This window comes from Acinetobacter sp. YH12049, assembly GCF_013419875.1.
Lineage (GTDB): Bacteria > Pseudomonadota > Gammaproteobacteria > Pseudomonadales > Moraxellaceae > Acinetobacter > Acinetobacter amyesii.
The window spans coordinates 126,189-141,391 of the sequence record NZ_VOZH01000001.1; the positions used below are offsets into that span (position 1 = coordinate 126,189).

Consider the following 15,203-nt stretch of genomic DNA (forward strand, 5'->3'; position numbering starts at 1 on the left):
AAAAACCAGCGAATCCATTACACTCAGAGCTGAAGAAAGAAAGATTAATTACAGTAAAATTCTCAGGTTATCTGCATGCTTAAATGGTTTGAAAATTTAGTTGACGCTTATCCTGAACAGGACTTGAATAAACCATTGCCGACAAAATTTTTCCCCTTTGTATGGCAAGCTGCAACGGGTGTAAAAAAATACCTCTTGTTATTGGTACTCTGTACAGCTGGTGTAGCGAGTTTTGAAGCACTGCTTTATGCCAAAATTGGTGAATTAGTCAATTGGATCAGTAAGTCTCAACCTGAAACCTTTTTACAGCAGCACCAGACCAATCTGACCATTTTAAGCTTTATTTTATTGGCAAATATCTTCTTTTCTTGCCTTCAAACTATTATTAAACATCAGATTTTATACAGTACCTTTCCAATGCGCCTACGTTGGAGATTTCATAACTTATTACTGAAACAAAGTTTAGATTTCTTCCACAACGACTTTGCAGGTCGTTTATCTGCCAAAGTCATGCAAACTTCACTGGCTGTACGTGAGTTTTGGATTATTCTTGGGGATATGTTGGCCTATGTCTTCATTTACCTGATTTCGATCACCGTCATTTTAGGTGCTATATCGCCACTGTTGATTGTTCCGTTATTACTTTGGCTGGCTTTATTTATTGGTTCTGCATGCTATTTCATCCCAAAATTGAGCAAAATTTCAAATGAACAAGCCAATGCACGCGCAGTAATGACTGGTCGTGTCACCGATGCCTACACCAATATTCAAACGGTGAAATTGTTTGCCCATGCAGGCCGTGAAAGCCAATATGCCAAAGCCTCAATGAAAGAATTTATGGTGACGGTGTATAAGCAAATGCGACTTGCTGCAAAATACAACATCGCGACGAATTTGCTGATCATTGTTTTATATGGTGGCGTACTTGGAACAGCCGTTTGGCTCTGGATGGATGGTCAAGCTGAGCTTGGGGTCATTGCAGCAGCGACCGCCATGATTTTAAAACTCAGTAGTATTTCCGAGTTTATGATGTGGCAAACATCTGCCCTATTTGAAAATGTCGGGACCATTCAAGATGGGATGAAAACCATGGGCCGCCCAATTCATATTCAAGACAAAGCTGATGCAACCGACTTAAAAGTACCGCAAGGCGAAATTAAATTTGAGGACGTCAGTTTTGCTTATAATGATAAAAATGTCATCGATCAATTTAATTTAACCATTCGACCAGGTGAAAAAATCGGTATTGTCGGGCGTTCGGGTGCCGGAAAATCAACATTAATTCAACTTTTACTCCACTTTTACGATATCAACCATGGTCGTATTTCGATTGATGGCCAAAATATAGAAGATATTACTCAAGATAGCTTAAGAAAAAATATTGCTTTGGTGACCCAAGACACCTCGTTATTGCATCGTACAGTTGAAGAAAATATTAAATATGGTCGCCCGAATGCAACCGATGAAGAAATGTATGATGCAGTGCGTAAAGCGAAAGCTGACGAATTCATTCCTCAATTGATCGATTTACGTGGCCAACGTGGCTATGACGCATTTGTCGGTGAACGTGGCGTAAAATTATCAGGTGGTCAGCGTCAACGTATTGCGATTGCTCGGGTATTTTTAAAAGACGCACCGATTTTAATTTTAGATGAAGCCACAAGTGCGCTCGATTCAGAAGTCGAAGCCGCGATTCAATCGAGTTTAGATGATTTGATGCAAGGCAAAACTGTGATTGCCATTGCGCATCGACTTTCAACCATTGCGCAAATGGATCGCTTGATTGTCTTGGATCAAGGACGTATTGCTGAGCAAGGCACCCACGAAGAGCTTGTTGCTTTGAATGGTATTTATGCACACTTGTGGCAGCGTCAAACCGGTGGATTTTTAATAGAACAACATAAAGTAGAATCAAAGGAAGATGAAAATGCTGTATCTGGAAGACCTTAAAGTTGGTGATCACTTTAGCAGTCGTGAATATGAAATGACTGTTGAAGAAATCAAGCAATTTGCCAACGCTTTTGATCCTCAGGAATTTCATACAGATGAAGTCAAAGCCCAACAGCACCCGATCTTTCAAGGGCTAGCGGCAAGTGGTTGGCATACTGCTGCTGTAACAATGCGCTTATGGACTGAATGTTTCCCTGTGGCTTATGGCTTAATTGGCTCAGAGTCAAGTCTGCGTTGGCCGCGCCCAACACGTCCGGGGGATAAAATTCGTGTAGAAGTTGAAATATTTGCAATTACTCCGTCGAAAAGTAAGACAGACCGCGGCATTGTGACCTATGTTACGCAAGCGCTCAATCAGCACAATGACGTTCTTTATATGTCTACGACCAAAATTGTGGTCTTTTCCAAAGATTTTAAACCGAATTAATCCTTAACGGCCTACTTTACAACGCTAAGGTAGGCCGCTATAAATAGTTGAGCCTAGTCAGTTTGTCCAACAATTTTTGTGGGATATAACACGGAATCATGCCAATATAACCTTGAACAGAAGAAAAACCCGCATTGCAACGGAACGCTATGAAAACAATTAATTCCCGTCAGGATCAGGGTATTCCCGGAGTGTATGGATTGCTCCTTTTAGATGTGGTCTCTCGATGGGGCTACACTGCAGAGACATTATTTAGTCCCTTCGGATTAAACAGCGAACAATTGGCTGAACCAGATTTCCGTATTCCAACACCCATCGCCAATCAATTGGTAGAGCACGCACTACGTTTAACTGGTGAGCCAACATTAGGTTTTCATTTAGGCAACCAAATGCGCATCTCGATTCATGGTTTTATTGGCTATGCCATCATGACGGCGAAGGACATAACCGATGCCTTAGTCTTGGCAAACCGTTTTATTCAGCTACGCATGCCCTTTTTACAGCTTTTTTTCTCGACTTTTGGAACCAAAGCTACTGTTCAATTACAAACCGACGTTACGATTGAGCCTTTACGTACTGAGATTTCAATTGCCTTAATTTTTGGCATGATCAGCATGGGCAAAGCAATTACCGGTGTGGATTATTCTGCTGGTGAAATTGATTTTGATTTTCCTCAACCTGAAGGTTTTGAGCGGTTTATTGCAAAATATCCACGCCACCAATTTAGATTTGATCAGCCACATCTCTTACTTAGTTTTGATAAGCAATATTTAACCAATAAATTGGTCCATGCAGACCCGATTGCCAGTCAAATCGCGATTAATCAATGTGAAGCTGAACTCTCAGCTTTGGGCGAACGTCACCGTATTGCCATGCGCGTTCGTGATATTTTAACCAACTCCGAACAGCACTATTTAAGTATCGAAAGTGTTGCTGAACGGCTACACATGTCCGATCGAACTCTTAAACGCCAACTTGCTGCCGAAGGGACTTCATTTTCAACATTGGTTGACGAAGTTCGCTACCGTCATGCTACTTCGCTCCTGTCACGAACTGATTTTACCTTAGAGCAAATTGCTGATGAATTGGGCTATAGCGATGTCGCCAATTTTAGCCGTGCTTTTAAGCGTTGGAGTGGTCGTAGCCCAAGCAATTGGCGTAAAGATCCGTACTTATAAGTCTTTTGTTTTACGTAAAAAGCATGTATAACTCATGCCAAAAATGAATTTAATGGATTTAAGGAGTTATCAATGAATCATCCTTCAGATTTAAAGTACGCAAGTACACATGAATGGGTGCGAATTGAAGGTGACCTTGTTGTTACAGGCATTTCTGATCATGCACAAGACGCATTGGGTGATTTAGTTTATGTTGAAGCACCAGATGTGGGTCAACATATCACAGCTGGCGAACAAGCGGGTGTGGTTGAGTCGGTAAAAACTGCTTCTGATATTCATGCTCCAGTTTCTGGTGTGGTTGTTGAAGTCAATCCGGACCTTGAAGATGATCCTGATTTTGTAAATGATGCACCTTATAGCAAAGGTTGGATTTATAAAATTAAACCAGACAATATGGCTGATGTAGATGCTTTGTTGACAAGCGAGCAATACGAAGCTGGTCTGTAAATATTTCTAATATCAAAAAAATCAGCCCTCAGGCTGATTTTTTTATTTCAATATGATAGCTGAATTGGCTTATATACCATTTGCATAAATATCCAGCTTATATTTCTTCCGAAGCTTCGGTACTTTCAGGTTCTTCTTTCTTTTCTTCAACCATACTAAAAGATTGTGCAGCCGCTGAAGTACCATTTGCACGTGAACTTTTAAGTTTAATTTGCAAACGTAGTTCATTGGTTGAATCAGCATTTCTTAAAGCTTCTTCATAAGAAATAGCGCCGTCATTATATAAATCAAATAAAGCTTGGTCGAAAGTTTGCATCCCAAGTTCACGAGATTTTGCCATAATCGCTTTTAGTTCATGAAACTCACCTTTCAAAATCACATCTGAAATAAGCGGCGTATTTAACATGATTTCAACGGCTGCACGGCGTCCTTTACCATCTTCAGTCCGGATTAATCGTTGCGAAACAATCGCTTTCATATTGCTCGATAAATCCATAAGCAATTGATTTCTTCGCTCTTCTGGGAAGAAGTTAATGATTCGATCTAGAGTCTGATTGGCGTTATTTGAATGTAGCGTGCCTAAACATAAATGCCCTGTTTCAGCAAAGGCAATCGCATGTTCCATGGTTTCGGTGTCACGAATTTCACCGATTAAAATCACATCTGGCGCTTGTCTTAGAGTGTTTTTTAAAGCGTTATGCCACGAATGACTGTCTACACCGACTTCACGATGCGTAATCATTGATTTTTTATGCTTATGCACATATTCCACTGGGTCTTCAACAGTGATGATATGCCCTGCGCTGTTTTCATTTCGATAATCAATCAGCGCCGCTAAAGAGGTTGATTTTCCTGAACCTGTACCTCCAACCACTAAAACTAAACCACGTTTTTCCATAATCACGTGCTTAAGCGAAGCCGGTAATTTAAGCTTTTCAAAATTTGGAATTTCTGCCGTAATGGTACGAATGACCATACCCACATGTAACTGTTGCTGAAATACATTGACACGAAAACGCGAAACGTTTGGCACACTAATCGCAAAGTTACATTCTAGTTCTGTTTCAAACTCTTTGCGCTGCTTCTCATTCATCAAACTATAGGCGAAAAGCTTTGTTTTCTCAGCATCAAGCGCTTGCTGCCCAAAGGGTTTCATCATGCCTTGATGTTTAATACTTGGTGGAAAATCTGCCGTAATAAATAAATCAGAACCACCATATTCAACCACTTTGGTTAACATGTGGAACATAAAACGGCGTGCTTCTTCCAACAATTCAGCAGTGTACATCAACTTCCCCAATATAAAATTTCAAACACCCAAGCACAGATTGTCATTATTTCTGGCGCTGTATTGAGCTTAAACATTATTGTGCATAAAAAATTTGATTCACTCAAACATAAAACACTGAATTATCAGTATATATTTTAAAATATAGGCCATATTTCAATTTTTATATTGAAGTAAGCAACAAAGGATTTTTCAAAATAAAAGCCTTAGAACAATCAATGTTCTAAGGCTTTGGGGTAAATCAATTCAGACTGAGTATGCTCTGGATTGTTAAGCACTACGTTTAATTTGTGATGCACGAAGTTCATTCGTAACCTGTTGAATCAAAGCAATGGTCTTATCCCAACCTAAGCATCCATCTGTTATAGATTGACCATAAGTCATGTCACAACTAATTTTTTGATTACCATCCACTAAATGACTTTCCAACATCACGCCACGCACTTGGGTATGCTCACGCTCCGCTACAATAGTGCGTAATACTTCAGGTTGCTTCATTGGGTCTTTATGGCTATTACCATGACTACAATCGATCACTAAAGCCGGTAAATCGCCTTTTACTTTACTACGAATTTTGTCTATTTCAGCCAAACTATAATTTGGACCTGTATTGGAGCCACGTAAAATCAAATGTGCTTGTGGGTTGCCAACAGATTCTAAAATACACGGTAAGCCGGCTTGACTCATACCTAAGAACTGGTGTGGATGGGACGCAGATTGAATGGCATCTAGAGCAATTTGGATTGAGCCATCTGTTCCGTTTTTGAAACCAATACTGTATGGCATATGACTCGAGATTTCACGATGAATTTGTGATTCGCTGGTACGCGCACCGATTGCACCCCAAGCCAAAAGGTCATCAAAATAACCCGTCGCCATTGGGCTTAAAATTTCAGAGGCGATCGGTAAACCCATTTCAATAATTTGTAAGTACAGCTCACGTGATTTTTCTAAGCCCAACTGCATATTAGATGAACCATCTAAACTTGGGTCATACATATAGCCTTTCCAGCCCACTGTAGTTCGTGGTTTCTCAATGTATGCGCGCATCACAAGAAAAATTTGATCTGAAACTTGTGTCTGTAATTGTTTTAATTTTTCGGCATATTCCAAAGCAGCAATTGGATCATGAATTGAACATGGGCCTGTAATAATCATTAGACGCGGATCTTGACCCGTCAAAATATTTTGAATCGTTACACGATGTGCAGCAATTTGTTCCGCTGATTGAGCAGATAAAGGTAATTGTTGTTTCAGTTGATGAGGCAAGCTCAAAAGTATTTCTTTCGACTGCGTAGATTTCTGTTGAATTTCTGAATTTTGAGTTTGTTGTAAAGCTGTATTTAGCGCATTCATTGGTTTTATTCCTTTGGACTGTGTACACAAACAGTCCGATCTTTTATCTGAGCGTTATGGGACTTTGGGACTTCAAGGCTTTAGACATAGACTGACTAAAGTAAAACCAATAACCGTTGCTAAAATATGAATTTTTTACTGTAAACATGAGATTTCTCCAAAAATATTATAAAAATCAAGACATAAAAAAACCTGATCAGGGTTGCCGATCAGGTATAAACTTGGTGGGCAACCTTTTTCATGCCCGAACGCGTTCAGGCAATTATCTAAACTGCCAAAAGTAATAATATGCGTTTGAGATTAAAGGTTGCTTTAACATCTTGATTTCATCAAAAAGTATCTGTCTGAAAATTAAAATACGCTGTATTCAGCAGTTTGACAATAGTTTTTTGCTATTTTGTTGTATTAAATAACTCTACTTTCAATTATTGCGACCTACTTTTAAAATTTGATGTATTGATTAATAAATAAACATTTATTAGACTGCACAACATTAGGCTGTCTTAAGCTTTTTTCCATTTATTTTTAATTCGAGTATTTGCCAATGAAGTAAGCCCTGTTTTTTTCATCATCAAATCCATTTTTTTGATGTGCAAACACATGGCTAATGACTTCGACTGCATTTTCTCAAATATTGTCTTTTTTATAGAATCAAATTAGTTATTTGTGTTGCGCATCTTTGCTATCGCAAGGTGCATCTATGACTCAAACAGCTTGTATAATTTCCAAATTAAGCTTGGAATTTCCTTCTAAAAAACTTTTTAAAAACCTGAAATTCAACCTGAATCAACAACAGCTTTCGGCATGTATTGGTCGCAATGGTTTAGGAAAGTCCTGCATCCTTAAAATCTTACATGAACAAAATATGAAAGATCTCCCCTATGAAGGTGAAATTTCATGGAATGTACCACATGCCTATTTATCACAATTTTCTCGACTTGAGGCTGACACGATTGCTTCTGCACTCGGTGTGGAAGATTTATTTAGCGCATTTCAACGTATCGAAATAGGCAATGCCAGTTTTGAAGACTTTGAGCTGACTGAAAACCAATGGCACCGTCCTGCACTATGGCAGCAACAACTTAAGCAGGCTTCACTTCCAACAGATTTAAATTTCCCAGTCGCTCAGCTGAGTGAAGGTCAAAAAACCAAATTGGCATTGTGTGCATTATTTTTAAAACCCGACCATTATTTGCTTTTGGATGAGCCAAGTAATCATTTAGATGTATCTTCACGTTTATGGCTCATCGATCGCTTAAAAAACCATCCTGCCGGTGCATTTTTTGTCAGTCATGATCAAGAGTTGCTGCAACATGTAGAGCATATCTACGCTTTAAATGAGTTTGGAGTCACGCATGTTACTGGTAACTATGAAGAATACATTCAAAAAAATGATCTGCAAAATAAAGCCTTACAGCGTAATGCTATGCAGCATCAGCGTGAGTTAAAACAACTCAAATTACAACAACACGAAACACAAATGAAAGCACAAAAACGAGAACAACAAGGTCATGCACTACGCAAGTCAGGCTCCCAAGCTAAAGTTTTACTCGATTTTAAAAAAGAGCAAGCCGGTCAAAGCCTCGCGACAGTTCAAACGCAACAGCAGAAGCAATTGGAAGAAAAGAGAACCCAACTGCTTCAATCACAGCAACAACTTGAGCATATCAAAGAGCAGCAATTTGTTTTTCAACATCGCACTGAAAAAACAGGAGAAATCTTAAGAGTTAAAGATTTTCATAGCAAAACATCTCAGCACCTACCTTTCGACTTGGCCTTACAAGCAGGTGACAAAATTCATTTAAAAGGAAAAAATGGTATTGGTAAATCTACATTTCTAAAGTATCTGAGTCAGACCACATCACAGTCTAGCCATGAAATATTTTTGTCTGTGAATACCCTGTATTTAGACCAAAACTTGAGTGATTTATCACCTGAACTGAGTGTTTTGGACAATCTAGCAAAGTTTAATCGTGATGTTTCCTCAACGGAATGGCGTAATCAACTCGGTCAACTTAGAATCCGCGGTCAAAAAGCGGAACTACCATTTCACTGTTTAAGTGGTGGTGAACGTTTAAAAGCGACCTTGTTGGGCTTAAATTATTTAACATCGAATATTGAGCTTTTATTGTTAGATGAACCTGAAAACCACTTAGATATAGAGTCTAGAGCGTTATTGGCTCAAGCCATTCAGCATTATACAGGTGCGGTGATCCTCGTTTCACATGATGCATATTTTGTAGAATCTTGTGGCATTCAGAGTAGCGTGCAATTAGTTGAATAACTCTTGCTCACTAGATATATCTAAAAAAGCCAAAGTAGATGAACGCTACTTTGGCGAATTTAATGCTTTAGAAATCATCCATTGGAAGCATTAAGGGCAATATTGCTAAACAATACTGTATTTTAACACCCGATTTTCTTCATGATTTTTTGTTTAAGACGCTGCTGAAGTGATGCTGAGCGTTCCTTGAGCTCGGCTCTCCAGTCATTCGGCACTGAGCATTTCGCGAGGCGAACCCAAACGCTGGCAAACTGTTTTATAAAACTGGCTTCGTTATAGTGAATACCATATTCTTCACAAAGTGCTTTAATTTTAGGTGCAGCTTCTGCATAGCGGTTTGCAGGCATATCTGGAAATAAATGGTGTTCAATTTGGTGACTCAAATTACCACTGAGTATATGCAACCATTGTGTTCCACTAAAATTACTTGAGCCACGAATTTGACGGAGATACCACTCTGCTCGAGTTTCATTTTCGGTATTATCCATCTCAAAGTTTTCCGCATCTTCTGTAAAATGGCCATTAAAGATGACAGCGGAAGCCCATAAGCTACGAATCACGTTGGCTACAGCATTTCCTGCAAATACCGGAATCGCATTGGGACCTGCAATAAGCGGGAAAAACACATAATCTTTAATCACTTGGCGCTTAATTTTCTGACGTACATCGGCCGCTTCATGCCATACATCTTTCCAAGTTTTGGTTTTATACGCAATAACATCTTCTAAATGTAAACGTTGAATGCCGACATACCACTCAAAGAAAACCATGAGTTGGGCAGCCAGTGGGATATTAAAAAGAAAACGTGGCTCCCACTTTTGCGATTCACTCACACGAATTAAACCATAGCCGACATCATGGTCCATACCGACAATATTGGTATAGGTGTGATGCACATAGTTATGGGTATATTTCCAGTCTTGGCCCGTGGCAATGGTATCCCAATCATAATTAGCACCATTTAAACTCGGGTCATTTAACCAATCAAACTGACCATGCATCACATTGTGTCCGAGTTCCATGTTCTCTACGATTTTAGAAATACCCAATAGGCCTGTGCCGAGTAACCACACTGGTGGAATCCAGCCTGCAAACATCAACATGCCACGAGATGCGATCTCGCTATAACGGACAAAATTGCGAATTTTATAAATATACGCTGCATCTTTTTCACCCACACTCTGGATGATTTCACGGCGAATTTGCTCAACTTTTTCGCCAAATTCAGCAGTTTGTTCGGGTGATAAATAACGTGACTTACTATTCGGACTAATATATATCGATTGATTCATGATGACGCCCCTGATTTGTTTTTATGCGGCTTGGGTTAGAGTTGAATGCGTACGGGTGAAATTGCCTGAGAGACACATAACTTGATTTGTGTGTTATTCGCATGATCAATTTCGCCAGTGAGTAAGTTTTTCACTGAACCCTGTAATTTGGTACACGAACAGGTATTACAAATACCCATCCGACAGCCATGCGCAGGTTTTAAACCGGCTTTTTCAGCACTTTCAAGTAAGTTACCTTCTGCTAAAAAATCTTGCTGGGCTAAACTAAAAGTGACAGGTTGAGCAGGTACTGAATCATCAGCAATCATTTGAAAATATTCAGTGTATAAATAATCTGAAAGCTTGAACTCACGATACAGTTGCTCAATGCTTTGCATCATTGGCGTTGCACCACAGGCATAGCAATCTCGCAGCTTAAAATCAGGAACCATGTGATTTAGCACCTCTGGTGAGATATGCAATTTGGTTTTCAGCGTATTAATCGCATGTAAATGTACATGGTTAGATTGCTTCGCTAGTTGAATCAATTCATCCAAATAAGCATCATCTCGATTGAAGTAAATCAGGTCAACTGTACGTCCAAGCTGAATGGCTTGTTTAAACAAAGCCATGATTGAGGTAATACCACTCCCTGAAGCAAGCAGTAAAATTGGGCGATCCGAATTTAGCTTTAGACCAAACACACCTTGCGGTTGGGATAATTCAACAACATCACCTGTTTTTAATTGCGTCAGGCAGTTGGACACTTTGCCTTGTTGTTTGACGGCAATCACCACATGACCTGATGTATTGATTTCGACGATGCTATAGCTACGTTGATGACGTACACCATCTTTGACAACTGTCACCAGAACACATTGGCCTGGTCGATAGTTTGCTGCTTTAAAATTTTGATTCGCTAAAAAACTCAGTTCATAAAACCCGATCCCCACACAACGTGATTTGACTAATTGTGCTTTTACACGTTTGTAGGCCCAAATTGCATCAAATTTTTCTGCAATAAAATCAATAAAATCTTCCCGAATCCACTCAGGCTTGTAACTTGTAGTTGTCATTTTTTGCCTCGGATAATGCATTAATATACATTTGTTTTTTAAATTATGCTTACATTAAGTTTAGTGCTAATTCCCCACCATGTGAATTCGGGACAAAATCTATCATTTGGCATTTTTTATCATTTTATGTCTAACAATCTGTCACTTTTTGCAAATCCAAATTTGAAGTTCTGATTTGTCGTAACAACACAAATAAAAAAAACTAGGCCAAAGCCTAGTTTTTAAAACAGTGAAAGTTAACGCATTAATATTTAATGATTAGTAGATAAATCAATAATATTTAAATCAATGTTTAGTCTTCAAAATGCACAACAGAGCGAATTGATTTACCTTCATGCATTAAATCAAACGCTTCATTGATTTTATCCAACCCCATGGTATGGGTCACGAATGGTTCAAGTTTGATCTCACCTGACATGGCTTCTTCTACCATACCCGGTAATTGTGAACGACCTTTAACACCACCGAATGCAGTGCCTTTCCAAGTACGACCAGTAACCAATTGGAATGGACGGGTTGAAATTTCTTGACCTGCACCTGCCACACCAATAATCACAGATTGACCCCAACCACGGTGAGCACATTCCAAAGCAGAGCGCATCACATTGGTATTGCCAATACATTCAAATGAATGGTCGACGCCCCAGCCCGTCATTTCTACAATCACTTCCTGTACAGGACGTTCATAATCTTTTGGATTAACAAAATCTGTAGCGCCAAATTCTTCAGCCAGTTTGAATTTGTCAGGATTGGTATCTACGGCAATGATACGACCTGCTTTGGCTTTTTTAGCACCTTGTACCACAGCCAAACCAATACCACCTAAACCAAAGACTGCAACTGAGTCACCTTCCTGAACTTTAGCGGTATTTTTAACTGCACCAAGGCCTGTTGTTACGCCGCAACCCAACAAACATACATGTTCGTGGTTCGCTTCAGGGTTAATTTTTGCCAAAGACACTTCTGCAACCACAGTATATTCAGAGAATGTTGAACAGCCCATATAGTGATAAATCGGCTGACCATTATACGAAAAACGTGTTGTGCCATCCGGCATTAAACCTTTCCCTTGTGTCGCTCGTACAGATACACAAAGATTTGTTTTACCCGATTGACAGAATAAACATTCACCACATTCTGCGGTATAAAGTGGAATAACATGATCACCTGGTTGCACTGAAGTCACACCTTCACCGACTTCAACCACAACACCTGCACCTTCATGCCCTAAAATTGCTGGAAATACGCCTTCAGGATCATCACCCGACAATGTAAATGCATCTGTATGACACACACCTGTATGGCTAATTTTGACTAAAACCTCACCAGCTTTAGGTGGTGCCACATCAATTTCAACAATTTCTAAAGGCTGACCCGGTCCAAAAGCAACGGCTGCACGTGATTTCATGTCTAAAAACATCCTGTATGGCTTATAGTAACAGATGAGCTACAGTAACCTCTTTTTAAGCCTAGATACAACCTTAAAACATGATGTTATGATGAATTTTTTAAGGAATGATTAATGCTATTCGAATGATACAATTACGTGAAATAAGTTGTACTGTCGGTTTAACTGTTTCGATCAGCCTATTAACTGGATGCAGCTTACCTAGCAATCAGTCAAAAAAAGATGTCCCTATACAATCGCATGCAGAAAAATCGATTACGTCAGCTACAGACTTAGAAAAATTACAACAAAAACAAACGGCTTATTTAGCATTAGATGATGCCTTCTTAAGCATTGCTTCTCGCCTACATTTGATTCGAAATGCAAAATACACCATCGATTTGCAATATTATATTTGGGAAAATGATGCTATTGGGCATCTGATGTTTCAAGAATTACTGCATGCCGCTGACCGTGGGGTAACAGTCAGGCTACTAATTGATGATCAAAACGGGACGAAACTCGATCCGACCTTACAATCCCTTTCAGCTCATCCCAACATTTCAATCAAACTGTTTAATCCCTATAAATTCAGAAATTTACGTGTCATTGATTATGCATTTCGCTTAAAGCACATTAACCAGCGTATGCATAATAAATTAATTATTGCCGATGGTTTTATGGGCGTAACTGGTGGTCGTAACATCAGTAATGAATATTTTGATGCCAGTGAAAGTTTTCAATTTACAGATTTGGATATCCTTTTCTATGGCGAAGCCATTCAACAAGCCAATCAGGTGTTTTTGAACTTTTGGAATGATGATTTAAGTTATTCTGTTCAGCAATGGATTGGTGCAGGTACAAAAGAAGAATTAAGTCAATTAAGACAACAATACCAAGAAAACTCTACAACGTTGACTAAAGATCAACAGCGCATTAACTATGCACAGCAACAACTGGCGGCTCAGCTTAAACTAATACCGGTGAATTGGGCCGAAGCACATTTCATTGCGGATAGTCCGAATAAAATTCGTGGTGAGGCTAAAGAGCAAGAATTAATTTATAACCAATTTTCTACTTTGATGGGACAGCCCAAGGAACGTATGGAATTGGTTTCAGCTTATTTTGTTCCCACGCAACAAGGAACTGACTTTTTGACGGGTCTTGCAGGCAAAAATGTAGAAGTCCGTGTGTTAACCAATTCATTTTTAGCCAATGACGTCGCTGTCGTTCATGCGTTTTATCAAAAATATCGCAAAGATTTACTTGAAAATGGCGTGAAACTATATGAATTTAAACCTTATATAGAGCGTTCAAAACGCACATGGTATGAGGTCATAACTGGAAATATCATCCCTGCAAAAGGCAAAAATGCCTCTAGTTTGCATGCAAAATTTTTCGATATCGACGGAATGGTGTTTATTGGATCATTTAACTTTGATCCACGTTCCGCAAATTTAAATTCGGAAGTTGGCCTTGTCGTTAAGTCTGATCGATTACAAAACGATATTTCTGCCGCATTAAACCAATATTTACCGCAAATTGCGTATGAATTAAAACTGGATGAAAACGGCGAAATCATTTGGTTAGAGCATCAAAAAAATGGAAAAACCAAAACCTATACCCATGAACCTGAAACAACTCGATTCCAACGATTTAGTATAAAAGCAGTGTCATACCTCCCGATTGAATGGATGATGTAATGACAACGTACTGATAAATGATTGAATTGCCCTCGTCGAGGCTATTTATTGAAATAATCTGATAAGTTCGATCAAGTCAAAAACGGTCTTAGTCAGTCTCGTTAATATGAGTGCTGGCTTTTGAAAACAACCAAGCCATTGATTTCGCCAAGAAATTCCACTTGCCCATATTTGGCTGCTTTCAGCGCGGCTAAATGTTCCTCAACTGACATATACAACTCATGATTTTGCTGTGCATGTGGTGCATATAAATGATCACATACAAAATACACGCCTTGTGTATTTAACAACGTTTTTACAGTCCGATGAAACTCTGCTGCATACGCCTTATGTCTCAATTCATGTAAGGCCTGATGAATAATAATCACATCAAAGGTGCTGTTTTGATTAAACTGAAGTGACTCTTCCCAATTAGATTGTTTAAAATCCCCTGTTATAAAATTACATTTTAAGCGTTGCGCTGCACTTAGTTTTTCTTTTGCCAAGTCATGCATAGCTTCGGAAAAATCAAATGCAGTGTAGTGAATATTTGGACAATGATTGATTAAAAACTCAGCCAAATAGCCTGGGCCTGAACCGAGTTCAAGCACGTGCGCATTCGGGTTGAAAGCCAAAATAGAGTCAACATACATTTGAAAGATGTCATAACGCCATGGACGTTTAAGATTGACTTCAGCAGCCCATTGTTTAGCTTCGATTGGATCTTTTAAGTCTATGGGGCTGTGCACATCATTTATGTGAATATTATTTTCGCAATTCATTTTCTTAGACTTAATTTAGATAGACTGAATGCTATTTATACATAAAATATCTCAATAAAAGCAAAGGTTTTACTC

The 15,203-nt window shown here is 39.0% G+C and carries 12 protein-coding genes; 6 read left to right on the top strand and 6 right to left on the bottom strand.

The window, feature by feature from the left end; translation table 11 throughout:
- Positions 1–75: 75 nt before the first annotated feature.
- The 4 genes from FTU05_RS00555 to gcvH all read left to right on the top strand — a co-directional run bounded on the left by FTU05_RS00555 (position 76) and on the right by gcvH (position 4,002).
- Complete coding sequence (locus tag FTU05_RS00555) at positions 76–1,950, top strand: ABC transporter ATP-binding protein (RefSeq protein WP_180106803.1); 1,875 nt, start codon at positions 76–78, stop codon at positions 1,948–1,950.
- Positions 1,928–2,377: a MaoC family dehydratase gene (locus FTU05_RS00560; protein WP_180011729.1), complete on the top strand. Its 450-nt coding sequence runs from the start codon at positions 1,928–1,930 to the stop codon at positions 2,375–2,377. Before FTU05_RS00555 ends, FTU05_RS00560 begins: the two co-directional genes overlap by 23 nt.
- A gap of 149 nt (positions 2,378–2,526) precedes the next feature.
- Entirely contained in the window at positions 2,527–3,555 is a 1,029-nt protein-coding gene (locus tag FTU05_RS00565; protein WP_078190954.1) for an AraC family transcriptional regulator, read from the top strand.
- Between the two features lie 72 nt (positions 3,556–3,627).
- Positions 3,628–4,002 carry a glycine cleavage system protein GcvH gene (gene gcvH, locus FTU05_RS00570; protein WP_078193810.1) on the top strand — a complete coding sequence of 125 codons (375 nt, stop codon included), beginning with the start codon at positions 3,628–3,630 and terminating at the stop codon, positions 4,000–4,002.
- 97 nt (positions 4,003–4,099) lie between these two features.
- Here gcvH and FTU05_RS00575 read toward each other — a convergent pair whose 3' ends face one another.
- Together FTU05_RS00575 and FTU05_RS00580 are read right to left on the bottom strand one after the other, a co-directional pair.
- Positions 4,100–5,290 carry a PilT/PilU family type 4a pilus ATPase gene (locus FTU05_RS00575; RefSeq protein WP_180163887.1) on the bottom strand — a complete coding sequence of 397 codons (1,191 nt, stop codon included), beginning with the start codon at positions 5,288–5,290 and terminating at the stop codon, positions 4,100–4,102.
- 270 nt (positions 5,291–5,560) lie between these two features.
- Complete coding sequence (locus FTU05_RS00580; protein WP_180163889.1) at positions 5,561–6,646, bottom strand: 3-deoxy-7-phosphoheptulonate synthase; 1,086 nt, start codon at positions 6,644–6,646, stop codon at positions 5,561–5,563.
- 700 nt (positions 6,647–7,346) lie between these two features.
- On the opposite strand from FTU05_RS00580, the gene FTU05_RS00585 reads away from it, so the two are divergent.
- Positions 7,347–8,930, top strand: coding sequence for an ATP-binding cassette domain-containing protein (locus FTU05_RS00585; RefSeq protein ID WP_180163891.1), 1,584 nt, complete (start codon positions 7,347–7,349; stop codon positions 8,928–8,930).
- Positions 8,931–9,052: 122 nt separating this feature from the next.
- Here FTU05_RS00585 and FTU05_RS00590 read toward each other — a convergent pair whose 3' ends face one another.
- The 3 genes from FTU05_RS00590 to FTU05_RS00600 form a co-directional block, all read right to left on the bottom strand.
- Positions 9,053–10,222, bottom strand: a complete 1,170-nt coding sequence (locus FTU05_RS00590; protein WP_180163893.1) for an acyl-CoA desaturase — start codon at positions 10,220–10,222, stop codon at positions 9,053–9,055.
- A gap of 35 nt (positions 10,223–10,257) precedes the next feature.
- The gene (locus tag FTU05_RS00595) at positions 10,258–11,277 is read right to left on the bottom strand and encodes a flavin reductase family protein (protein ID WP_180106034.1); all 1,020 of its coding nucleotides are present in this window, start codon (positions 11,275–11,277) and stop codon (positions 10,258–10,260) included.
- 292 nt (positions 11,278–11,569) lie between these two features.
- Entirely contained in the window at positions 11,570–12,685 is a 1,116-nt protein-coding gene (locus FTU05_RS00600; protein WP_180040330.1) for an S-(hydroxymethyl)glutathione dehydrogenase/class III alcohol dehydrogenase, read from the bottom strand.
- 125 nt (positions 12,686–12,810) lie between these two features.
- On the opposite strand from FTU05_RS00600, the gene FTU05_RS00605 reads away from it, so the two are divergent.
- The gene (locus tag FTU05_RS00605) at positions 12,811–14,367 is read left to right on the top strand and encodes a phospholipase D family protein (protein WP_180163895.1); all 1,557 of its coding nucleotides are present in this window, start codon (positions 12,811–12,813) and stop codon (positions 14,365–14,367) included.
- Positions 14,368–14,468: 101 nt separating this feature from the next.
- Here the strand turns inward: FTU05_RS00605 and FTU05_RS00610 are convergent, their stop codons facing one another.
- A complete protein-coding gene (locus FTU05_RS00610; RefSeq protein ID WP_180021897.1) occupies positions 14,469–15,104 on the bottom strand; it encodes a class I SAM-dependent methyltransferase in 636 nt (211 codons plus the stop codon).
- Positions 15,105–15,203: the final 99 nt, after the last annotated feature.